The 26,868-nt window shown below is 64.5% G+C and carries 1 protein-coding gene (running past one end of the window); it reads right to left on the minus strand.

Annotated elements, in window-relative coordinates; genetic code table 11:
- On the minus strand, positions 1-26,868 hold the 3' portion of the coding sequence (locus tag WC704_RS05135; RefSeq protein WP_372888905.1) for a tandem-95 repeat protein. Its footprint extends 6,027 nt past the window's final position; only the last 26,868 of its 32,895 coding nucleotides appear in the window; the start codon falls outside the window, past its right edge — the gene reads right to left on this strand; it ends in the stop codon at positions 1-3.

A 26,868-nucleotide genomic window follows, 5' to 3' on the forward strand; every position in this document is an offset into this window, starting at 1 on the left:
TTACCCATGCGCCAGCATTGGCCAAGGCTGTTCACCGTCGCGCCTGCGCAGATCGAGTGCGTCGATCGGTTCCGCGCCGAACGCCGCCATGTGCTGGCGCATCAGCGCCAGGGTGTGATCAAGCGGAAGCGCGATCACATTGTCCTGCTCCACCTGCGTGTCCCCGGCTTCGGAGCCAATATTGGCCTTCTCGATCGGATTGGGGACCGGCTTGAGCGCATCGGCAATCGATCCGGTGGAGTCGAGGGCGGAACGAATAAGCTCGCGCGTGTCGCCAGGAAGTCGAGCGTAGGACTGCGGCCCGCCTTCCCGTACCTCCCCATCCTCGGGGAACCGCACCTGTAGCGGCCCATGCCAGAAGTCCCTGATCATAGGCAGGCGCGGCCGGAGCTGGGTCAGCGTGCCGCCCGATATGTCGTAGGAAAGGACCGCATCCGAAAGGGCGGACGACGTCCCATCCGTCCGGATGAAGGAGCCATCCGCGACCACTGCAACATCGCCCAACGCCCAGTTGCCTGTAAGGCTCTTGGCCGAAAGCGAGATCGCGGCGATACCGGCCTGCTGGAGCGACAGGATCTCGTCCGCCGCAGCGACACCGTCTCCATTGTCTGCCCAGATACGGAACTCGCCGAAGCGCGCATCGGCTGACGAGAGGATGCCATCGCCGTTGCTGTCGAACGCACGCAGGCCTTCGAGATCCGAGCGCGCGCCGGCAAGGTCGCCGGTGAACGAGAACTCCGCCGCGTTGCTGACCGTGCCGTTTCCGTCGCGGTCGAGGAACAGCATACCGTCGCCGGCACCGAACCAGCTGGTCCGTTCTGCGACGCCGTCGCCATTGAAATCAAATCGCGCCTGGCTCGCGCCGATGGAGACCGTTTGGACACCGTTCCCGTCAAGGTCGAGGAGCACCGGTGCCGAAAGCCCGATCTGGACACCATTCTTGAACTCGGCGACCTCGACTCCGATCAGCGTATCGGTGCCGTCATTGCCATCCTGGGATGGCGCATTGTCGACGATCTGAACGTTCCCAGCGACGGTCGCGATCGAATAGGTGGACGAGAGCCCCGCGAATACCGCGGTGTCCGTCCCCGCCCCTCCGATGATGGTATCGTTACCGGCTCCACCGGTGATCCGGTCATTGCCGGCACCGCCGTTCAGGGCATTGGCAACAGCACTTCCGGTAATCACATCATTGGCGGACCCGCCTTCGGCATTCTCGAAATCATAGATGCCGTCGGCTTCCGTGCCAGAAGTCGCCGAATTGGCTGCGAGGTTGATCGTCCATGCCGTGGTCGCGGTGGCATAAGAGACAGTGTCCGTGCCGACGCCAGCATAGACCATGTCGTTTCCTGTGCCGGGCGCGATAAAGTCGTCGCCGCCATCGCCGGTCAGCGTGTCGCTGCCGTCATCGCCATAGATGATGTCGTTGCCGTCACCGCCATAGATATTGTCGTTCCCGGCTCCGCCGGTGATCTGGTCCGCACCCGCATCACCGGTGATCGTGTCGTTGCCGTCACCACCGTCGATAATGTCGTCGCCGATGCCTCCATAGATTTGATCGACGCCTGCGCCGCCCGACAGCGTATCCGCGCTATCGCCGCCGGTGAGGATATCGTCGCCGTCTCCACCGTAGAGCGTATCCAGGCCGGCAGCTCCGTTGAGCTGATCGTTTCCGGTTCCACCGTAGATGGTGTCGTTTCCAGCTTCGCCGTTGAGCACGTCGTCGCCATCGCCACCGTCGAGATTGTCGTTGCCGTCGCCGCCATTGAGGCCATCGTTGCCCAGGCCACCGATCAACGTGTCATTGCCAGCCCCGCCGTTCAGGGTGTCGTTTCCGGCACCACCATCAAGGACATTGGCCACGCTGGATCCGGTCAGGGTATCACCGCCGCTGCCGCCGCGCACATTCTCGACATTCGAGATCGTGTCGCTCTCGCTTCCGGTGACGGTCTGCGCGGTGGTCACCGCCAGGCTGACGCTGAGGTTGCTCGTGTAAGCCGAATAGTCGACCCAATCCGTGCCGGCCCCGCCATTCAGCATGTCATTGCCTGCACCGCCGATCAGGACATCATCGCCGGCGTCCCCGGTCAAGGTGTCGTTGCCGGCCCCGCCATTCAGCGTGTCATTACCGTCACCGCCGGAAATGACGTTCGCGGCGGCGTTGCCGATAATCACGTCGTCCCCGCCATTACCGCTGATCTTGGTGATGGCATTCAGCGCGACAGCGCTGAAATCGAGCGTGTCGGCATTGTCGCTGCCCGCGATCGTGACGCCGGTGAAGCTCCCGCCCGAGATGGTCTCGATGCTCGAGAAGCCCGCAAGACGGATCACGGTGTTGTTGGCCAACGCCGTGATGCTGTCATTCCCAGTGCCGCCGTCGATCATATCGTTACCGGCGGCCGATCCGGTGAACTGGAACACGTCATCGCCAGCGGCGCCTGAGAGCGTATCGTCGCCAGCCGAGCCCAGGATGATGTCATTGCCAGCCGAACCGATGATGGCGTCATTGCCGGTGCCGCCGTCGATCCGGGCGATCCCCGTCAAGCTGGTGCCGGTGAAGTCGAGCGTATCATTGCCAGCCGAGCCGCGAACATAGACGCCCGTGAAGCTGCCCGCGCTGATCGTCTCGACGCCGGTGAGTGAGGTCAGGCCGATCGCGGTGTTGTTGGCCTGGGCCGCGATCGTGTCGGTGCCCGCGCCGCCATCGATCGCATCATAGCCTTCGCCGGTTCCGGTCACCTTGAAGAGGTCGTCGCCGATGCCGCCAGCCAGCTGATCGTCACCAGCGCCACCGACCAGGATGTCGTTGCCTGTGCCACCGTTCAGCGCGTCGTTGCCAACGCCGCCCTGAATGGTGTCGGCACCCGCCGAGCCGATAATGGTGTCGTCGCCGTCAAGGCCGTTGATCGCGGCGATCCCGGTGAGCGTTACGCCCGTGAAATCGAGCGAATTGCTCATATTCGTTCCGGTGATCGAAACGTTCGAATAACCGCCCGACGACACCGTCTCGAGACCGACCGTCGAGCCCATTCGCATCGCCTGCCCGTTCATGCCGGCAACGAGCGCCGCGGGCTGGTTCACGAACAGGAAGTCGCTCGCATCGAGGTCCGTGAGCTTGGTCGTTTCGATCGTGATCGCCGGCAGGCCGGCCAGCGCGATCACGACATCGTCGCCCACCTGGCTCATATACGGCGCGAGGCCGGCGAAGCTGGTGAGGCCCCCTGTCCCGTTCAGGAAGACGATCTTGTCGACGCCGTCCTGATAATCGCCGAGATGCGCCCAATCGACCGTGGTCTCGTCATATTCGAGCTTGAAGGCATCGAAGACGAAATAGTCGTAGCCCGGTCCACCCTCGGCATAATTTTCCGGCCCGGCCAGTTCGATGATGTCGTTGCCGCGGCCGCCAAAGACCGACACACCCCAATTGTCCGTGGTAATCCAGTCGTTGCCATCGCGGGCATTCACATAGGTGTTGGCCAGACCATTGCCGAGGATCCGCTCGCTGGCATCACCGATCGCGCCGCTGTTCAGCGGCAGGGTCACTGTCGTCGTCGGCCAGGGAACGCTGCCGGCCGCCGGCGCCGGGCCGAAACCGCCGTCGGTTGCCCAGGCGCCGAACCAGAAGTCGTCGGCGTTGAGCGATCCCAGTGTCACATTCTGGATGGTGATCTGCTGGAGCCCGGGAAGGTTGATGACCACATCACTGCCGTTCTGCATCATGAAGGGCTGCAGGTCGGCAAAGTTGTGAACCCCGGCAGTGCCGTTGACGATGCCGATCTTGTCGGTGCCCTCCTCGAAGTCCTCGACGGTGCCCCACTGGGTTTCCCATGGGGCAGTACGCATCACCGAGAAGCCGTCGAAGATGAAATAATCGGCGCCCGCGCCGCCCGCGCCGACATCGTCGTCGCTGAGCAGTTCGAGGACGTCGTTCCCGTCGCCACCGGAGAGATGCACGTTCCAGTTATCGGCCGTCAGCCAGTCATCGCCGCCAAAGCTGTCGATTCCGGTGTTGGCGGCACCACGGCCCACCACCCGGTCGTTGCCGTCACCGATCTGATCCCAATCAGCCGCCGTCAGCATCGGCCCCGTCTGGATGCCGATAGAGAGCTTGAAAATATCACTGGCAACCGCCGTGCCATCGCTTGCCAGGATCCGGATATCGAGGATGCCCAGCGCAGCAGGCGGCACATTCCCCACCAGATGGCCATCGACCAGTGCCAGCCAGGACGGCAACGCCGAGCCGTCGGCAAGGGTCGCACTCAGGCTGAGTGCGTCGCCATCGGCGTCGGTGAAGGTGCCGGCGGGAATGGCGATGTCGATCGCCGCATTGCGGTAGACCGAGACATCGGCCAGCGGCGTCGACACGACGGGCGGGTTAGACCCGCCGCCGCCGCCGACAGTGAGCTGGAAGCTGTCGGACACCGTGGCCTGCCCGTCATTGGCGGTGATGCGGATAGCGTAGCTTCCAGCACTGCCGGCCGGCGCGGTGCCGGTGAGCACACCATTCGCAAAGCTCAACCAGGCCGGAAGCGCCGTGCCATCGTCGAGGGTGGCACTAAGCGATAGCGGATCGCCATCGACATCGGCGAAGGTCCCCTGCGGCACCGCGATCGCAATCGGCGAGCCGATCGTGGCGGTCGCGTCACCCAGCGGCGCGGCCACGACCGGCGCGTCATTGACCGGCGCGATGACCAGCGCGAAGCCAGTCGACACGCTGGCCAGACCGTCACTGGCGGTCAGGTTGATCGCCAGGCTGCCGTTGAAGTTCGCGGGCGTGGTGCCGGTGAAGCGGTTGCCATCGAACGCCAGCCAGGCCGGCAGGTCCGAACCATCGGCTAGCTTGGCGGTCAACACCAGCGCATCACCATCGGGATCGCTGAACACCGTCGCGGGCAAGGCGAAGTCGATCGCCGTATCTTCCGGCACAGTCACCGAGGTCATGCCGAGATCGACGGTCGGTGCGTCGTTCACATTCTTGACGGTCAGGGTGAAGCCGGTCGATACGCTGGCGCCTACGAGGTCGGTCGCGATGACCTTGAGCGCAAGGGCGCCGACATCCCCATTGGCCGGCGTACCAGACAAGGTCCGGGTCGCCGCATCATAATGGAGCCAGGCCGGGAGCGCAGCGCCCGTTTCAAGCGTCACCGCAATGGCGAGCACGTCGCCTGCATCCATGTCGTTGAACAGGCCGGCGGGGAGCTGCAGGCTGAACGCCGCATCCTCCAGCGTCATCTGATCGGAAACCGAGCCCGCGACTGTCGGCGCATCGTTCACATTGTCGACATTGAGCGTGAACGCGGCGGTCGCGCTCGCGCCTGCCTGATCCGTGGCGATGACGACCAGCGCAAGCGCGCCGACATCGCCATTGGCCGGTGTTCCCGAGAAGGAGCCGCTCTGGGCGTCAAAGGTGAGCCAGGCCGGCAGCGAATCACCATTGGCGAGACGCGCCGAGAGGGTGAGCACATCGCCCGTATCCACGTCGGAGAAGGTGTCGGCGGGCACGGTGAACTGGAAAAGGGTGTCCTCCTGCGCAGTCCTGTCCGCGATCGGCGCCGCGACAACCGGGGCATCGTTGACCGGGGCGATCACGAGATTGACGAGATCGCTGGCGCTGAGCGCACCGTCCGACGCCGTCACCTTGAGGGTCAGCGTACCATTATAATCCGCAGGCGCCTGACCCGAGAACATCGCGCCGTCGAACTGGACCCAGGTCGGCAACGGGCTGCCGTCATCCAGCGTGACGCTGTAGCTCAGCGCATCGCCATCCACATCGGCGAAGGCGCTGGTGGGCAGGGCGAAGCTGAACGGCGCGTCCTCTTGCGCCGCGAAGTCGGCGAGTGGCTGGACAAGCGCGGGCGCGTCGTTGACGGGCGCGATCGAGACGACGACCTGGCGGACAGTCTCGGTCGCCTGATCGGCCGCCACCAGTTCGAGCGTCACGCTGCCGTTGAAATTCGCCGGCGGCTGACCCGACACATTACGGGTCTGGCGGTCGAAATGCAGCCAGTCGGGCAGCGCGCTGCCGCCGACAACGCGCAACTCGATCGACAGCGCATCGCCATCCACATCGGCGATGAGATTGGGGTTGAGCGTCGCGCTGAACGGCTGGTCTTCGATGCCCTGGAGCACCGGCACCACCGCGATCGTGGGCGCATCATTGACCGGCGAGATCGAGACAGCAACCCGCGCGACCGACGTCCGTCCGGTCGAGTCGGTGATCTCATAGTCGAACCAGCCATCCCCGTTGGCATCGGTGTCCGGCGTGATGACGAGCTGGCCGATCCCGTTGTCGACCACCGAGACCAGGTTCGTGCCGACGATGCGGCTGAGCGTGATCGCCTGGCGATCGACGTCGTAATCATTGGCGAGCAGCGAGGAAATGAAGATGGTGAGGGGCGTATCCTCGACCGTCGAGAGCGCGTCGCCGACCGCCACCGGGTTGTCCTCGACCGGGAGCACGTTGATCGTGACCGTGGTCGGGATCGCAAAGCCGCTCTCGTTGGTGATCGCGTAGCTCAGCGTCGCGGTGCCGAAGAAGTCCTTGTCGGGCGTGAAGCGCCACAGGCCGTTGCCGAGGTCGGTCACCCCTCCGCCGGTCAGGCCCAGGAAGATGGGCGTCGTGCCCTCAGGGATATAGTCGTTCGCCATGAGAACGGCGGGATCGATGTCGATATAGCCGTCCTCGAGCATCTCGAAGCCCTGGTCGGAGACCGCGATGGGCAGGTCGAACTCGGGCTTGATGATGAGCGAGACATAACCGGTGCTGGTCGCGCCATGCTCGTCGGTCGTTCGGTAATAGAAGCCGGCGTCGCCATAATAGCCGGCATAGCCCTGGAACACGGCGGTATCGCCGACGCGCGTCACCGTGCCGTTATCGCCGTCGAAGACATCGACGATCTGGAAGGCGTCGCCTTCGACGTCGCGATCGTTGGCAAGCAATGTCGCGAAGTCGATGACCAGCGGCTGGTCCTGGTCGCCCAGGAAAATGCCATCCGGATTGGCGATCGGAGCATCGTTAACCGGGGCGATGTCGAAGGTGAAGGTGCCCGTGCTCGTCTTGCGGCCGTCCGAGACCGCATAGTTGAACGACACCGGTCCGTTGATGTTCTCGTTGGGTACGAACTGGTAGCGGCCGTTCGGCAGCGTGATGATCTTGCCGCCATTCGCGGTGGGCGACAGCGACACGAAATGGAGCGCCCGCCCTTCCGGATCGCTGTCATTGGCGAGGAGATCGGCAGCGGTGAACTCGAACGGCGTATCCTCGGTCGCGGAGAAGACGTCGGCAACCGCGATCGGCGCCTGATTGGTCGACTGGACCGCGATCTCGGCATGGCCGACGCTGGTGCCGTCCGCATCGTCGGTGACGCTATAGTCGAACCCAGCGACGCCGTCCCAATCCGCGTTAGGCGTGAAGATTATGTTGGTGCCGTCGAACGTGACCGTACCGTTGACGGGATTGAGCACCCCCAGGAAGCGGATCGGATCGCCGTCCACGTCGCTGTCATTGGCCAGCAGGTCTTCAGGCCTGATGACGAGTGGCGTGGCTTCGAGCGTGGTGAAATGATCGGTGGCGGCGTTGGGCGCGTCGAAGCGGGACTTGACGTTCAGCGTCACCGCTCCGGTCGTGTCGCCCTGCGCGTCATCGGTCACCGTATAGGTGAAGCCGTCGGCGCCCGAGAAGGCTGTGTTCGGGTCATAGGTGACCACGGCCTGGTTGCCGTCGAAATATTGGCTGGCCGACGCGGCCTGGCTGGCCCCGCCCAGGGTGCGGGTCCAGACGATGTCGAGAGCCTGCCGAATGGCCAGCGGCACGGTCGCGGTAACCCGGCCAGTCGCGCTGTCGATCGTCATCCATTCGGGAAGCGGATCGCCATTGGCGAGAGTCGCCGACCAGGTGGCACCCTCAGCGGCAAGCCCTGCAGGGGCATCAATCGTGACGGTCGCCAGCGCGATCGACAGGCTGCCGTTGAGTGTCGACCCGAGCGCGGTGATCCGCATCCGGTCGCCATCGCTGTCGCGGTCGTTGGCAAGGAGATCGATGACGCGGAAGCTGACCGTCTCCGATTCGCGCAGTTCGAAGGCGTCTGCACCGGCAACCGGCCGGTCGGCAGCGGCACCGACATTGTAGACGATCGTCGCGGGATCGCTCGAGATCCCGCCCTTCTCGTCATTGGCGTTGTACTGGATGGCGACCGCACCGTTGAAGTCGACGGGCACGCTGACATCGAGCCGTTCGGCCCCGGTCGAAACCGACACGCCGGCACCGCTCGTCAGGTGATAGGTCGAGTCGACCGCCACTTCGGTGATGACCGACATGGTGGGAAGCGACGAACCATTGCCGGTAACGTCGAGCCTCACCGGCACAACGCCCACAAAGGATGCCGGCGGCGTGCCCGTGAAGCTTAGCGTCTCGGGATCGAAATGCAGCCAGGATGGGAGCGGCGCCTGGCTTTCGCGCGCTGCGTTGATTCCACCGGCCGCGCCGAGATCGAGCGCGAAGAGGCCCTGGGCGGCGAAATAGGAATCCCCGGCGAGCAGAGCGTTGATCGCCGGATCAAGCGGCTTCGAGGGGTCGATCAGGAATTCGAGCGTGAAGCCCCTCTTGGCCACGTCAACGTCGTCCGCCGGCAGGCTCTCGGCATCCGGCGTGAAGGTAACCTGCAGGCGGAAGGGCTGCGCGTCGGCATCGGGCTCGAAGCCGGTCAACGAGAAGCTGCGGGTCGCCGCGTCAAACCGGAGCCAGTCCGGCAATGGCCGCCCGCCCTGAACGCTTGCCGAGAAGGCTCCGTGCGCGATGTCGAAGAGCGCGACGTCGCTGTCATAGGCTTGGTGTCCAGTCGCAGCCAATTGGGCGGGTTCGACCACGGCATGATCGGTCCAGGTGACGGCACCCGCCGCCGGATTGGAGGGATTCACCCAGCTGAAGGACAGCGCGACATCGACCGGCGCAGTCGTTCCGGCGGGAGGCGTACCGACGAAACGCCGGGAGGCCTCGTCGAAGGCCAACCACGCAGGAAGCGCCGAGCCATCGCCGAGTGTCGCGGTGACGCTGGTGCCCTCCGCGAAGGGCTTGTCGCCGAACTCGTAGGACACGTCGATCGGCTGGCGAACAATATAACCCGACAACACATCGTTCGAGACGGAGACGCCGGAGGCGATCTGACCGCCGCTCAGCGTCAGATGGTGCGCATAGGTCGCGCCATTGGACGGATCGTGCAGGAACAGCGCGACCTCGATCGACGTCGTACCGACCGGCGGCGTGCCGCTGAAGCGCATCGTCTCAGGGTCGAAGGTCAGCCAGTCGGGCAGCGGCTCGTTGTCCGCCGCCTTGGCTTCGACCGTATAGCCGCTCGACAGATAGCGCTTGTCGAGGACGCCGAGCACGGTCGCGTCGTGGAAGAACAGGACATCGCCCTGAAGATCGTAATCGTTGCCGAACGCCTCGGCCGGGATCACGAACAGCGGCTGATCCTCGGTCCCCGAGACCAGGTCGTCACGCAACACGGGCCCGTCGTTGCGCGGCATGACGGTGATCGAGACATAGGCGGTCGCGGTGCCGCCATGCCCGTCACTGATCGTGTAGCTGAAGCCCGCATTGCCGTTATAGTCGGCACGCGGGGAGAATTCGATCATCCCATCCTCGCGGATGCGGACCTTGCCGTTATCGGCGAAGCGAGCGACGCCGGTCAGCGTCAGCGTATCGCCATTCTCGTCGCTGTCATTGGCAAGCAAGGTCGCCGGATCGATGACGATCACGGTGTCCTCAAGAGTGCGCAGGCCATAGTCGTTGTTGGCCACCGGCGGATCGTTGAGCGGCCGGACGCGGATCTGATAGCTGAGCGTGGCGGCAGCGCCCCGCGCATCGATCACGTCGAAGCTGATCGTGGCGTTGCCGAGCGCGTCGGGTGTATAGGCGACCGTCTGGGTCGCGGCATCCCAGATCGCATTGCCATTGTCGGTCGCCTTGCCGTTGGCGGCGTAATGCAAGCCGACAAAGGAGAAACCATCGCCCTCGATATCGTAGACGTGCGCCATCAGGTCGGCGACGCTGACGGTGGTGGTCGTCTCCAGGCGGACGGTCTGCTTCTGGTCGGCGAGGCGCGGCGCGTCGTTCACCGGGTTGATGTAAAGCTCGACCTTGGCGGTCGAGGTCGCGCCCGAGGCATCGGCCAGGATATATTCGAAGCCCGCGAAGCCGAAATAGTCCGGCGCGGGCTTCAATTCGAGATACTCGCCGTCAACCTTCCAGGTCACGTTGGTGGCAGCGCCCTGATAGTTCTGACGGTCGAAATAGGGATAGAGATCGTTACCGTTCTCGTCCTGGAGGGGTTGAGCGCCGATGATGTGCAGCCCCTCAAGCTCACCATCGACGTCGAAGTCGTTCGCCAGCAGGGTATCGAGCCGGATCCTGAGGATCGTGTCCTCGGTGCCGGTGATCAGCGCATCGTCGACTGCTGTCGGCGCGTCGTTGACGGCTGCCAAGTCGACCTCGACGCGCGCCGTCGACTCCCGGCCGAAATCATCGCGAACCGTATAGTCGAAGAAGGCATCGCCGTTGAAGTTGGGCGCACCGAGGAACGTGATCTTGCCATCCTGGCCGAGCGACACCGTGCCGTGCTGGGCGTTCCCAACCGAGACGAGGGTGAGCGTCCCCGTATAGCCTTCCGAATAATCGTTGGCGATCAGCGTCGCCGGATCGATGACCGCAGGCACGTCTTCCTGGCCGAACAAGTAGATGTCGTCCGCCGCATTGAGGCGGCCGGCCTGGACCAGCTGCTCGATGCGCGTGCGGTCCCAAGTCACGCCATTGCCGAACACGATCTCCTCGATGCCGGTTGCAGTGCCGAGGAAATGGTTCGTGACCGTTGTCCGGTCGGTGATGAAGCCGCCATCATTCTCGAGCTCGATGACGAGATCGTCGCCTTGCCGGATCAGCGAGACGTCCTTGGGCAGCGTGCCCGACAGCATGACGACACGATCGGTATCCGCCGCGTCGCCATTCTCGGTGATGGTATCGTCGTCACGGTCGAAACCGAACAGGTAGGTGTCCGATCCCGCCCCGCCCTGCAGCGCGTCGTTACCTCGGCCGCCATCGAACCAATCGTCGCCAGCGCCGCCGATCAGCGTGTCGGCAAAGATCGATCCGGTGACTTGCTCGATCGATATGAGCTGGTCGCCGGCCGCCTCGCCGGCCGAGCCGAGGCCCGTACCGAGATTGACCGTTACCGCCTCGTCGGCAGTCGAATAATCGGCGATGTCGAAGCCGCCGCGCCCGTCGATGACGTCAGCGCCCAGCCCACCGCGCAGGCGGTTGTCGGCCTCGTCGCCGCGGATCACATCGTCATGGAAAGAGCCCTGGACGATCTCGATGCCGGCGAGCACGTCGCCCTGGGCATCGCCGCTTCCGGCCGAGCCATCGGCGAGGTCAATGGTGACGCCCGTGTCTGACAGGCTGTAATCGGCGATATCGATGCCATCTCCACCGATCAGCGTATCAGCCCCGCGACCGCCGATCAGCGTGTCATCGCCCGCGCCGCCATCGATGATATCGTCGCCACGCCCACCGTTGAGGACGTTGGCGCCTGCATCTCCCGTCAGGGTGTCGGCGAAGTCGGTGCCGATAAGGTTCTCGATGCCGGTCAGCACATCGCCTGCTGCATCGCCGCCTGAGGCAGTACCGGCAGCGAGCGAGACATTGACGCCGGACGGACTCGTCCCGTCGACCGAGAAATAGGTGACGGTATCGATCCCGTCGCCGCCATCAAGGATATCCGCTCCCGCGCCGCCGTCGAGCGTGTCATTGCCGGCGCCGCCGATCAGCGTGTCGTCGCCCGCGCGACCGGTCAGCTGGTCGCTGCCGTCGCCGCCTTCAAGACGGTTGGCGACGGCATTGCCGGCGAGGATATCGCCAAACTCCGTACCGACCAGCGCTTCGATCGAGGTGTAGACATCGCCCTGGGCGGGGCCGGCCTGACCGACGCGCGATTCGAGGTCGGCGCGGATCCCGACGGTCGCGCCAGTGAAGATGACGGTATCGAAACCTGCTCCGCCATTGATGCTATCGGCCCCGTCGCCGCCGTCGATGACATCGTCGCCATCCCCGGCGTCGATCAGGTCATCGCCCGCGCCCGCTTCGACGCGGTCGTTGCCGCCCAGCGCCACGATACGGTCGATGCCGGCGCCGGTACGGATGATATCGGCAAGTGCGCCACCCTCCACATAATCGGTGAGGATGCTGCCGTTGATCGTGCCCGAATAGCTGCTGTCGACATGAGCGGTGGCGAATCCGGTATCCTGCGCGCCATCCGTGTCGGCGATACGGTATTCGATCGTCACGTCCCCGGTGAAGCCCGGCGCATAGTCGACCACGAGGAACTGTTCACCGTTCACGGTGACGAAGCGCGCTGTGCCGATCGATACGCGCTGTCCCTGGGCAAGGGCGACAGGATCCCAGACACCATCGACCCCGACAAAGGTCGGACGTGGGCGGTCGGGCTGATCGAGATCGACGTCGGGCAAACCGTCGCCGTCATGGTCGATCTGCTCGATGTCGAAGTCGTTCCGGAGAAGGTCGCCGATCCGGATGACCATCGGAATGTCGAACGGCGTGGTGAAACCGCTGTCATCGACCACGGTCGGATCGTCGTTGGACGGCCGGATGACGATGTTGACGTGCGCACTCGCCTCGCCATCGACGCCATCGGTGATGCGATAGTCAAAACCGCTCGATGCCGTCGCGTCTCGATTGGGCGTGAACAGCAGGTCACCATTCTCGTTCAGCTCAAGCGTGCCGTTGAAGCCGTGTTGGGTTGCCCAGTCGAGGAAGGTCAGCGGATTGCGATCGATGTCATAATCGTTGCCGAGCAGGGCTGAGATCGGAATGACCGTTGGCACGTCCTCGTCGACATAGACGGTGTCGTCGGTCGCAACGGGCGGACCGTCCGCAACATTGTCGAAGTGGAGTGTGACGATCGCGCCATCGACTGCACCGTCGGGATCGGTCACCGTATAGGCGAAGGTCGTGTCGCCCCAGAAATCGGCGTCCGGCGTGAAGACGATATTGCCGTTCTCGATCGTCAGGCTGCCATGGACGGCCTCGCCTGCCTGTTCGAAATGGACTGCATAGCCTTCCGGGTCATAGTCGTTCTTGAGCAGCTCGGAGATCGGGATCGTGAGCGGCGTATCCTCCTGCCCACGCAAGACGTAGAGCTGGTCGCTGGTATAGCTATCGTCATTGGCGACCGGGCGGTCATTGACCGGCGTGTAGGCGATGGTCGCCCGCGCCCAGCTGAACCCGCCCTGGTCATCGGTGATCTGATAGTCGAACCAGGCGTCGCCGTTGAAGTCGGCCGCCGGCTCGAACAGGACCGTGCCGTTCTCCAGCAGGCGTGCGCTGCCGCCAAAGCTCTGGCCGACCCCCACCAGGCGCATCGGATCGCCATCGCGCTCGATATCGTTGGCCAGCAGCTGCTCGGCCGAGATGACGATCGGATTGTCTTCGAGGATCGGGTCGCCGGCTGCATTGGTCTCGAAGCGGTCGTCATGCGCCTCGGGCGGATCATTGACCGGCGTGACGGTGATATGGACGCGCGCCGTCGAGGTCGCTCCGGACGGGTCGGCAACGACATAATCGAACCAGGCGTCGCCGAAGAAATAGTCCTGCGGACGGACCTGAATCTGCCCGTCGGAGTCGAAGGAAACGCTCGTGTTGGCGCTTGAGATCAGCGACTGGATACTCAGCCGGTCGCCGTCGATGTCGGTGTCGTTCGCGAGCAAGGCGGCCGGATCGATCGTGAGGACCGAACCTTCCGCGGTCACGAAGCCAGCATCGTTTGCGGCGACCGGCGCGTCATTGACGGGCGTGACGTCGATATAAACCTTCGCCTCGGCGCGGCCGCCCTCCGGCGTGTTGGCGACATAGGTAAAAGACGCCCGGCCATTGAAATTGGCGGTTGGCGTGAAGCTGATGCTGCCGTCGGACGAAAGCGCCGCTACGCCCCCGACCGCGCCATAGACTTGGCCCACGATCATGCGATCGCCATCGAGATCGTTGGACAGCAGGCGTTCGACGCGGATCGTCAGCGCGTCGTCTTCCGCGACGGTGAAGCCGGTATCGTCGATCGCGGTGGCGACCGGGCGCACGCGAATCTCGACATCGGTCGAAGCGAAGCCGTTGCGACCGTCCGAAAGCGTGTAGCGCAACGTTGCCGGGCCGGCGTAACCGCCCGTCGCGGTGAAGACGACATCGCCATTGGCGTCGAGGGAGGCGGTGCCGTGTTCGCCGCCGTCGACCGCGACGATCGAGATGGGATCACCGTCCGCGTCGAGGTCGTTGCGCAGCAGGTCGGACTTGCGGATGACGAGCGGCTGCCCGGTAGTCACCGAATAATAGCCATCGGGATTGGCGACGGGCGCCCGGTTGTCGAGCACCGTCAGGATCGAATCGCGCGTCCAGGTCACGCCATCGGCGAACACGAACTGCTCCGCGCCACGGCCGTCGGTCGCCAGCGCATCGACCACTGTCAGGCTGTCATCGGGCGACGAGGCGAAGCGGAACACGATCGTGTCGCTGCCGCGGAACAAGCGCTCCACCACAACATCGGACGAATTGAGACCGGTAAAGGTCACGACGTCGGTATTGGTACCGGTCGCCGCGTCGAGGACGGTGTCGTGGCCATCGCCGCGCGCGAAACTGTAGCTGTCGTTGCCGGCACCGCCCGACATCAGATCGTCACCTGCGCCCGAGTGCAGGCTGTCGGCGCCCTCGAACCCGTAGATGGCATCGTTGCCCGACGTCACGATGTCCTGGAGCGCGCGGGCGCGCATGGCATCGCGGTCCCAGAGCGTGCCGTCGGCGAACTGGAGGGCAAGCGTCGTGCCCCCGCTGTTCGCGGCACTGAGCGCATCGCGGAGCAACAGGCGATCACCGCTCGACTTGAAGGTCACGACGAGGTCATTGCTTTCGGCACCGGCTCGCACGGCCGTCGCGATATCGCTGACGTTAAGATCGACCAGGCGGACCAGGTCCTGGCCGCCAGTCAGGGCATCGATACGATCGTCACCATCGCCGCGGGCGTACAGATAGACGTCGTTGGCGCCTTCACCGGCAACCAGATCGTCGCCCTTGCCGCCGCCGAGCGTATCCGAGCCCGGCGTTCCGTCGATATTGTCGTCGCCATCGGTCGCGGCATTGGCGAGCAGCCACGCGGTGATGTCGGCGACCCCGAGCGTCGTGCCGCTGTCAGTCAGCACGATGGATTCTACGCCCGGATCGCCGGACAGCGCGTCGATGACGACGATCTCGTCATCGCTGCCGGCAAAACGGATCACGATATCGTTGCTGCCGACGCCCCGGCGCCGGAAGCTGAGGTCGGCCGCAGCATAGCCGGCGATCTCGAGGCGGTCGCCATTGCTATTCGAGCCGTCCCGGATCGTGTCGCGGCCATCACCCCGCGCGAAGCGATAGATGTCGTTACCCCCGCCACCGACCAGCGTGTCGTCGCCGAGACCGCCGGCCAGGATATTGGCGCTATCGTCGCCGTGCAGCACGTCATTGTCGAAGCTCGCGGCGCGCGCGAGCAGATCGGCCGTCGTCCAGACAGTGCCGTCGGCGAACCGGATCTGCTCGATCCGCCCGGCTCCGAAAGCATCCTCGATCGCAATGCGATCGTCGCCGGCGATCAGGGTGAACCGGGTTCCGTCAGTGCTCTGGCGAACCTGAACCGTATCAGGCGTGAGACCATCGCCGAGCTCCAGCACATCGCTGGCGCCACCGGCGTCGGCGATCACGTCCTGGCCGCTGCCCGCCGCGAAACGATAGGTCGTATTGCCTGCGCCACCCTCGAGACGATCGACACCGGCGCCCCCGTCGAGGATGTCATTGCCGCCGCGGCCTATCAGATGATCGTCGCCTGCCCCGCCTTGCAGCGTATCGTTGCCCGCAGTGCCATAGATCAGGTCGTCGCCATTCGTGGGCGCGAGCGCGAGACTGGTCAACGTCGCCGCGCTCCACAGCGTGCCATCGGCGAACGATACTTCGAAGGGCACGCCAGCGGCCTGCAACTGGCCGAGGTCGACCCGGTCGCCGGTGCCGATAATCTCGAGCGCGACATGGTCGCCACTGCGGATCAGATGGACGTCGTCAGCGGCGATGCCGCTCGCGAACTGGATCCGGTTGAGCCCGTCCCGGTCATCGATGCTGTCCTGACCGTCGCCCGGGGCGAAAACGTAAATGTCGTTACCAAGACCACCGGCCAGCAGATCGTCACCGGTACCGCCGGTCAGCGTGTCGTCGGCGTAATTGCCGGTCAGGCGATCATTGCCGGCACCACCGGAGAGTGCACCGCCAGCACCGCCCGGCTGGACCGCCTGCAGGCGGACGTTATCAAGCGACGCACCGGTCGTGTCGGTGATGCCGGTCGAGACGAACTGGAGGACATTGTCCCCGGCAATCGCCGTGACCAGAAGCCCCGCCGTGCGCATGGCCAGGGTGCCGTCGTTGATCGAGGCGATGACCGCACCGTTCCAGATCACATCGAACGAGCCGGACTCCGGCGTCGTCCGGTTGGCATAGTCAAAGCGCAGCAACAGCTGCTCACCGGCCGTCAGACCGCCGATCGTCTGGGCGATGTGTTTGTTATAGCCTTGTCCGTCGAGGTCGAGCCAGTTGCTGCCTTCAGACGGCTGGACCTGATCGTTCGAATAGACGATCTCGAAGAGCGCCCCCTGGGTTTCGCGCCAGCCCGGAATGGACGCAACGTTCCACCAGCCGCCCTGGTCCGAGCCGGATGCCGGATCGAATTGCTCGAAACTGCCATTGACGATCAGGTTGGCCGACAGGCCCGCGACGCTGTCGGCGACGCGCAGGGCGTCGTCGCCGTCCGTAGCTGCCATCGATCGCGCAACCGTGGCTTGCCAGTCCCAGGTCGTCCCGTCGGCAAACTCGATGGTCTCGATGCTGGTGTCGTCGCCACCAAGCGCGCCGACCAGACGAATCCGGTCACCGTCGCCAGCGATGCGCAGCTCGATGTCGCCACCGACCTGCACCACCGACACGTCGGTCGCAGCGATCCCCGCGCCGAACACGATCCGGTCAGTGCCGCCCGCGTCGACGAGCGTATCGCGGCCATCGCCCCGGTCGAAATAATAGGTATCGTTGCCAAGGCCGCCATGAATCTCGTCATCGCCCTGGCCACCCGAAATCACATCGTTGCCGACAAGATCCACGCCCTCGGCGCCGCCGAAGATGCGGTCGCTGCCCGAGCCGCCGGCGATCACGTCGTCGCCCAGTCCCCCGGTCAGCCGGTCGTCGCCCTGCTCACCCGACAGCCAGTCATTACCCTCGCCGCCGTCCAGGATGTCCGCGCCGGTACCGCCCGCGAGACGATCATTACCGGCATAGCCGAATATCGTGTCGTTGCCGCCGTTGCCGTCGATGAGGTCGTTCTGGCCCGATCCTGTCAGGACCGAGTCGCCATCCCCGTCGTCGATGACGACGGGGAATACCTGCGGGAAGATATAGCCGTCGAAATTAGCGGGAACGAGGCTGGCCGGATCCACGCCCTGAAGCCGGACAATGGACTGCTCATGGCCATCCGCGCCACGATAGACAAGGACAGTATCGTTGCCGGACCGGCGGACGAACAGCACATTGTCGGTAAACGGATTGCTGCCAGCCGCGACACCCGCGATGTGGATGATGTCGCCGGACGCCCCGGCTTCGAAGTCGGTGATGACATCCTCGACCGCGATGGTGCCGATCGTGGCAAGGTTGATGCCGCTATATTCGTCGCGGCCCAAGCCGCCGGTGAACTGATCCACGCTGGCATCGTCGGCCACGCCGAAGAAGCGGTCGTTGCCCGCTCCGCCATCGAGAATGTCGGCACCGGCGCCACCGGTCAGCTGATCGTGGCCGGCCCCACCCCGAAGCGTGTCGTTGCCGACACCACCATCGAGAATGTCATTGCCCGATCCGCCGTCCAGCAGGTCATTGCCTTCTTCGCCGTAGAGGCGGTCGTCGATGGCGAGCGGCCCGCCAGTGATGGCGCCACCGCGAACCTGGGCGACCCAGACACCCGAAGAGCCGATATTGCCCGCCTCGCTGTCGAGCAGCGTGGGGTCGTTGTTCGGCGCCGGAATATCGAAACGCTGACCGCCGATAACGATGCTCGGCAACTGATCAGGATAGGCCCCGCTCCAGACCAACTGCTCGTAGCGATAGACGATGTCGAACTGATCGTCGCCGAGGATATGGACCTGGAGCTGGAAAGCGTTCGGCGCCGTGCCGCTGCTGAAGCGGCCGATATCGTCCCAAGTGATCGTGATCGTGTTGGTGGCGTCGTCAAAGTCGTACCAGACCTCATTCGACCCGGCGCTGTTTCCGCCTGGGCTCGGATTCAGCTCGCCCGCGCGCGTATCTGCGTCGTGGCGGTAAATGCCAAGGTGCAGCCCGCCGATCTCGACATAACCGTTATTGTCGATGCCGACGCTTGTGACGGCCGCGCCGCCAACCACAACCGATCCGCCGTGGAAAGTCGAGGGCAGCGCGATCGACGTCCCGGTATCGTCGGCACGCCCAAGCGCCACGTCGCCGAAGCCGCGCGCACCGCCGAGCGTGTTGATGAGGCTCCGGTCGATCGGGCCGAAATAAGCAGCAAGGTCGGGTGACGCTTCTCCAGCGCTGCCGTCATCGCCGACCAGATGATCGTCGCCCTTATAGCCATGAATGGTATCTGCGCCCGGCCCGCCGCTCAGCTCATCGTTCGCGTAACCGCCCTGGATGATGTCGTCGCCGGCCGTGCCGCTGACGATCATCGGATCGAGGCGATAGAGGGTCTGGCCACTGAAATTGGCGGCGACCAGCGTGTCGGGATCGACGCCCTGGAGGCGCAGGATGGGCACCTTGCCCTTTCCGTCGTTATAGTCTGCGTAGATGAGCGTGTCGGCCCCGTCCCTGGCATAAGCCAGGCCCCCGAAGGCGTAGTTGATCTGGAGCTTGTCGCCGCCCGCGCCTGCGGTGAAGTCCTCGATGACGTCGACAGCGCGCCCGCCAGAGCCATCGGGCGCGTAATAATTGTCATTGACGATGAAGGTGTCTTGGCCATCGCCGCCCTTCAGGCGATCGACATAGCCATTTCCGGAGAAGCCGCTCAGCGTGTCGTTGCCGGCACCACCGTCAAAGCTGTTGGCACCCACGCTGTCGCGCAGGACGTCGTCCCCGACACCGCCGACCAGCGTATCGTCGCCGTCGCCGCCATCGAGCGTGTCATTGCCAAGTCCGCCCTGAAGAATGTCGTCGCCTGCACCACCCCAGAGGATGTCGGCTTCGGACTGCGAAACCCCGATGATCGAACCGTTGCGTATTTGCGCTGCCCAGACACCCGGAGCGCCGGCGTTGCCGTTCAGGTTGTCGAGTTGTGTCGCGAGCGACGGATCGATGGGTAGGCTGACCGACAGCCCGTTGATCGAAAGGGCTGGCGGAGAATAGATTCCGCCCGGCCAGTTCAGGTCCTCGTAGCGATAGATGACGTCGAAATCATCGTCGCCGAGAACCTTGATCTGCGCCTGGAAGGCGCTTGGCGTCGAATGCCCGTAATAGCTGCCGACGTCGTCCCAGGTGACGGTGATCGTGTTAGTCGTCGCGTCGAAATCGTACCAGATGCGGTTGCTGCCCTGGCTGTTGCCGCCCGGCGTCGGGGTCAGAGGACCGCCGCTCGTATCGACCGCATAATAGGGCCAGATCTGCAGCCCGAGCGAACCGATGCTCAAGGGGCCATAGCTGTCGATATGGATCTGGCTGACGGCCTCTCCCCCGATCATCAGGCTGCCGCCGTTGAAATCGGACGGAATGTCGACGTCGACGCTTTGATAGGGCGCCGAGGCCGGGAACGCTGCTTCGCCGAAGCCGGCGTCGCCGCCAAGCCCCGAGACCAGCGCGTTCGACAGCGGACCGAAATAGGCCGCGAGATCGATTGGCGAGGGATTGGGTGTGCCGTTGTCGCCAATCAGCGTGTCGTCACCATTCTGGCCGTAGAGCGTGTCCGCGCCATAGCCGCCATTGATGACGTCGTCGCCGCCTCCGCCGTAGAGAACGTCCACGCCCTCGGTTCCGGTGAGATTGAGCGGATCGAGCGACTGGAATGGCGCGCCGTTGAAATTGGCTCGCGTCAGGTCTGCGGGGTCGATGCCCACAAGGCGCACAGCGGGTACGATGCCGTTGCCATCCTCGCGATCGATGAAGACGATCGTGTCCGCCCCATCACGCTGGACATAGACCGGGTAGCTGATCCCGACCTCGCCGCCCGAATATGGCACGTCGAGAACATCGCCATCTGCACCGGCTTCGAAATCCGTGATCACGTCAACATCGGCGAGATCCTGCGCGGTGAAGCTTGCCGAGAAGGCTGCCACGCCCTCGATGCTTGCGACGCCGACCGGTCCGCCGCCTCCGCCATTGTCGACCAGCACGTAGCTGTCCTGGCCGCTGCCACCGGTGAGCTGATCCTTCTCGCCGTTGAGGGTGAAGCCCGAGAAGGTATCGTTGCCGGCTCCGCCGTCGAGGATGTTGGCGCCCTGGTCGTCGCGGAGATTGTCATCGCCATCACCGCCAAGGAGCAGGTCATCGCCGGCCCCGCCATCCAGCATGTCATTGCCGAGACCGCCGCGCAGCTCGTCGTTGCCGGCATCGCCATAGATCGTGTCGTCTTCGCTCGTCGAGACGCCGATGATCGATCCGTTGCGAATGAGCGCGCCCCAGACGCCGGCAGTGCCGGTATTGCCGTCAAGCGTATCGATCTGGGAAAGCGTGCCGTCAGCGATCGGTAGGGCGGCGGCGAGATCGTTCCCGAACGAGACCCGCGGAACGCTGTAAGAAGAGGACCAGTTCAGGTCTTCATAGCGGTAGAGGACATCGAACTCATTCTCGCCGACCAGCTTGATCTGAAGCTGGAAGGCACTCGGCGTCGACCTGGATGACGCATTGCCGACATCGTCCCAGGTCACGGTGATCGTGTTGGTCGCGGGGTCGAAATCGTACCAGACGCGGTTGCTGCCCTGGCTGTTGCCTCCGGGCGTCGGCGTCAACGCGCCGCCGCTGGTATCGACGGCATAGTTCGGCCAGACCTCAAGGCGCATGTCGCCGATGGTTACGGTGCCATAGCTGTCGATGTTCAGGCCGCCGACGAAGTTATTGCCGACCTTGAAGGAACCACCGTTGAAGTCCGATGGGATGCCGACATAGACGTTCTGATAGGGGCTCGACGGCACAAGCGCCGCCTCGCCAAAACCCGCGGTGCCGCCGAGGCCGGAAATGAGGGCGCTCGTAACGGACCCGAAATAGGATGCGAGATCGATGGGTGACGGGTTGGCGACCCCGTCATCGCCGATCAGCAGGTCACTGCCATCGCCGCCCCGGATCGTGTCGGCACCGTAGCCGCCATTGATCGTATCGCCGGCGACGCCGCCCGTCAGAAGGTCCATGCCGTCCGTGCCGGCGATATTGCGCGGCGCGATGAGCTCGAAACTCGCACCACCGAAATTGGCTTGGGTGAGCGTCGTGGCATCCACGCCGGTCAGGCGAAGAACGGCAAAACGGCCGTTGCCGTCATTCTGGTCGATCGAGACGAGCGTATCCGCGCCGTCCTGCTCGACATAGACGAGGAAAGCCGTGTTGCCCGGGAAGGGGTTGCCGTTGCCGCTGTTGAACGGTGCGTCGATGATGTCGCCATCATCGCCTGCGGTGAAATCGGTGATGACGTCGATCGCCGCATTGAACGCGGAAGGGACCGCCCCGCCTTGGTCGGCGACCAGGCTGAACGTGTCCCGGCCTTCACCGCCCGTCAGCTGATCAACCGCGCCATTGACCGAGAATCCCGAGAGCAGGTCATCCCCGGCACCGCCGTCGAAATCGTTCGCTCCTTCCGAATCGAACAGGGTGTCGTTACCGTCGCCGCCTCGCAGGACATCGTTGCCCGCGCCGCCGGAAAGAATATCCGCGCCAAGCCCGCCTTCGAGCAGATCGTCGCCATCGCCGCCGAGCAGGACATCGTCCTCGCTTGGTACACCGGTATTGACGACGCCTCCGCGGATTTGCGCGCCCCAGACGCCGGCGACGCCGAGATTGCCGTCGGCGGTGTCAAACTCGGTATCCCCGCCTGTCGGGAAAGGCAGGTAGATTTGGCCCAAGCCCGTCGAAATGAACGGGCCGTTCGCCACATACGGATTACTCCAGTCGATCTGCTCATAGCGATAGAGCACGTCGAAATCGCCATCGCCCAGCGCCTTGAGCTGGATCTGGAAGGCGTTGGGGTCGGTTCCCTGCGGGTATGCGCCGACGTCGTCCCACGTAACGGTGATCGTGCCCGTCGCGGCATCAAAGTCCAGCCAGACGCGGTTGGCACCCGTGCTGTTGCCGCCGTCGCTCGGCGTCAGCGGCCCGCCATTTTCGTCGACATCGTGAGGCCAGACGCCCAGTTGCAGCGAGCCCAGCGTGAGCACGCCGTTGGAATTGACCGTGAGCGAACTGACCGCCACGCCGTCGATGACGATCTGCCCGCCCATGAAATCGGCAGGAATGTCAAAATCGGTGTTGAGATCGTCCGCAACATCCTGGGCCAATTCGCCAAAGCCGGCATCGCCGCCCAGCCCATTCACGAGGGCGTTGGAGACCGAACCGAAATACGCGATCAGCGGGTTCGGACCGTCTGCGGACGGCGGCTCCCCGGTTGCCGCGTCGCCCACCAGGTGATCATTTCCGAAGCCGCCATCGAGGACGTCCGCGCCCCAACCGCCGATCAGCGTGTCATCGCCATAGCCGCCGGTGAGCGTGTCGGCGCTGTCGGTGCCGGTCAGGTTCAGCGGAACGGCCGGCCCGAAATCGACGCCCGAGAAATTGTCGGCCGTGAGGCTGGTCGCATCGACTCCGTCGAGCCGCAACAGCTCGAAGAGCCCTTCATTGCCGGCGAAGACAATGAGCGTATCGGCGCCTTGCTGGACCAGCTGAAGCGCGCCCGAGACACCGGGCGCGAGGTCGACCGCGATGCGGTCGCCGCCGGCACCAGCCTGGAAGTCCGTCACGCTGTTGAAGGGATAGCTGCCGCTTCCAACCGCGACGCGGATCGTATCGCTTCCGGCACCGCCGGTGACGACGTTATCGCCGGTGGTGTTCGACAGGATGAACTCGTCATCGCCTGCGCCACCGTCGAGCGTGTTCGAACCCGTCTGGCTAGGCGTGAGGATGTCGTTCCCGTCGCCACCGATCAGCACGTCGCGTCCGCCCGAACCGCCTGACAGCTGGTCGTTGCCGGCGCCGCCATCGAGGCGGTCGGCAAGCCCGCCGCCGGTCAGGATATCGTCACCGCTGGTGCCCGTCAGATTATAGACGACCGAGACCAGCTCTTCGCGCCCGGCGAATTGCGGCAGATTGCCGGTGGTGAGGTCCGCTCCGTCGACGTTGGTCAGGCGGAGCAGATCGAGCGTGCGCCCATCGTCATAATAGAAGCGGATGACCACGTCAGCGCCATCCTGGATCGCGAACACCTGATCGATCGGAAAGTCGATCTGGACCCGCTGGGTCTCGTTCAGCCACTCGTCGATATTCTGGAACTGGATGAGGTCGCCGCCGGCGCCGGCCTGGAAGTCGGTGACAACGCTGGTTGCCGCCGCGTCATATTGCGTGGGCAGCCCGAACGGGTTGGCGCCCACATCATAGGGCGGCCGAATGACGTAGGTGTCCTGCCCGCTGCCTCCGGTTGCCGTAACGCCTTCAAAGAGGATCGAACTGTAATAGGCGATATTGCCGATGATGATCTGGTCGTTGCCGTCGCCCCCGTCGACAACGGCTTTCCCCCATTGACCGTCAAGAATGTCGTCGCCGGTGCCGCCGATCAGAACATCGTCACCGAGCCCGCCATACAAGGTATCATTGCTCGCACCGCCATCGAGGCGGTCATTACCGTCGGTGCCATATTCGACGTCTTCGCCTTCGGTGCCGGTCCAATCGATACCGGTGATCGGGAACGGCGGATTGGTCGACGTGCCGCCGCCGGTCTCCCCACCAGTGCCGCCGCCGCCCCCGGTCCCACCGGACCCTCCAGTGCCTCCGCCCGTTCCGGTGGAGCCGCCGCTATCCCCGAAATCCCCGCCGGTGAAGATCGGCGCTGCAAAGGGATCGGTGCCGGTCGACGGGCTGAGCAACGCTTCCGCAGCGGTCGCGCTCACCATTGCCGCCCGCAGGTCGGCCGCGCTCAGCAGCGTCGTGTCGGCGAACCGGATCTGCTCGATCGGCGAACGATCGGCGCGCGCGCCGTCGAGGATGGTGATCCGATCATCGCGACCGAAGAAACGCAGGATCAGATCGTTCCCCGACTGAACGACAACCAGATCGCTACGGCCAAGGCCCGCGCCGAGCTCGATCGTGTCGTTGGAGGCTCCGTTGTTGACCTCTGCGATCGTGTCGCGGCCATCGCCCGCGTTGAAGCGGTAGACATCGTCGCCCGAACTCCCGGCGAGATAATCATCGCCGCGCCCGCCGATGATGGTCAGCGGCGTGTCGCCGACCGCGCTCAGGTCGAGACGGTCATCGCCGTCGCTGCCCACGCCGGCACGTGCGAGAAGATCAGCGAGTGACCAGGTCGTACCATCGGCGAAAACAACCTGCTCGATGCCCAGATCCTGCCCGCCGGGATTGGACGCCAGCATATCCTTCAGCGTCACACGGTCGCCCGTCGAGCCAAGCGTCAGGACAAGATCGGCGCCCGAGGCCGCTACATGGATCTCGGCAGACGTGATCCCCGCGCCAAACCGCAACCGGTCGGCGCCGTCACTACCGGCTCCGCGATCGGACACAACATCCTGTCCATCGCCACGCTCGAACCAATAGGTGTCGACACCTTCCCCGCCTTCGAGGAGATCGTCGCCTTTGCCACCGGTGATGACATCCGCACCGCGGCCGCCCTCGATATGATCGTTCCCAAGCCCGCCATAAATCTCGGCACCGACCCAACTGCCGTTCGCTGCCTTGGAGGAGGGAACGACGATGTGATCGTCGCCATCGGTCGCGAGCGCCTCCAGCGCATAGGCCGAGAAGGTCTTCGTGCGTCCATCGGCGAACTGGATGGTCCCGACGATGGGATCAAGGTCACCTGCCGGGTCGACCAGCACCACGCGGTCGAGCGTGCCTGCAATCGAGAGAACGAGATTGCCGTCCGCATCGCGCTTCGCGACCACGTCCTCAAGGGCGATCCCATCGCCGAAGCGCAAGGTGGCAAGTCCGTCGACATTGCTGCCGGGCTCAATGCGATCGATTCCGTCGCCGCGATTGAACAGGAAGACGTCCGCACCACCATTGCCGATCAGCACATCGTCGCCGCGTCCTCCGCCAAGCGTCTCGCCGCTGCCAGTTCCGACCACGCGATCGTCGCCATCGTGGCCAGACGCATCGGCAAGCGCGAACAGCGCATCGCGCGACAGGCGCGTGCCGTCACCGAAAAGGACGGAGTCCACGCCCGAACCATTATCGTAGCGCAGCACGACCTGATCGCCCTCGTCACCGAGCAGGAGGACCAGTTCCTGGCGATCGGGCGCGGTGCGCGCGACCTTGATCTCGTCCGGGCGGTAGCCGACGACCCTGAGCGTGTCGTTGCCGCTCGCGTCATCGATGACGTCACGGCCGTCGCCGATCGTGAACACATAGGTGTCGTCACCCGCGCCACCGCGCAGCTGGTCGTCGCCGCGGCCGCCGGTGATGATGTCGGCCAGCGAACTGCCGAGGATGATATCGCCATTGTCGCTCGCCTGGTCGTCCACCGCATGCTGCACGAGCGCGGCCTTGTCCCAGATACTGCCGTCGGCGAACTGGAAGCGCGGCGTCGCCCCAGACCCCAAAGCACCGACAACGGTCAGTTGGTCGCCGGTGGCCGGGAAGGTGATGATAAGGTCGTTGCTATTGAGCGTCGACAGGCGGACTTTCGCGCCGGACGCCCCGGCGCCGGTAAAGCTGACGATCGCATCGGTGACACCAGCCGGCATTTCGACCTGGTCCAAGCCGTCACCGGGATTGATGAGCAGCGTGCTCCCATTCGCCATGATCATACGGTCGTTGCCGCGCCCGGCGCCGATCTCGATATTGGCGGCAAGATCGCGCAGGTCGAGGATATCCTGACCGCCATTCTCGCTTGAGGTCGCAAGATTGGTGCGGATGTCGGTGATCGACAGACTGATGCCGTCGGCGAACACGAAATTTTCGACCGGCGTATTCTTGTAGCCGCCGAGAATCACGAGCTTGTCGGTTCCCGTCGCGAGCGTGATGATGAGGTCGCCATCGACGTTCGCGAAGGTGACGCGATCCTGCGTCACATTGTCACCAAAGACGATCTGGTCGATGCCGCCGGTGTCGTAGACGCTGTCGCTGCCGTCGCCGAGCCCGAACTTGTAGGTGTCGTTGCCGAGACCGCCCGCCATCGCGTCGGAACCGGCGCCGCCGGCGATCGTATCGTCGCGATTATCGAAGCCGACCAGATCATCGTCGCCGGCCGTGCCGGTCAGCAGCCGATCATAGACCGAGGCGAGCGAAACGGTGACACCATCGTCGCCAGTGAAGCTGGTCGCTTCGTCGAGCTTGAGCGTCGAGCCGTCGGCGAAAAGGAATTCCTCGATGCGCGTGTTGGCGAGACCGCCCACGATGGTGAGCGCATCGGTGCCGTTGCCGAGATCGACGATCAGATCGTTGCCGTTGCGGCGGAAGCGGACATCCTCGCGCTCGACCGACGATCCGAACACGACCTTGTCGATGACGCCGGCCTGATCGGGACGCTCCTCGATCCGGTCGAGATCGTAGCCCGCGCTGAAGGCATAGGTGTCGGCCTTGTTGCC

This window comes from Sphingomonas sp., from assembly GCF_041661885.1.
GTDB lineage: Bacteria > Pseudomonadota > Alphaproteobacteria > Sphingomonadales > Sphingomonadaceae > Sphingomonas.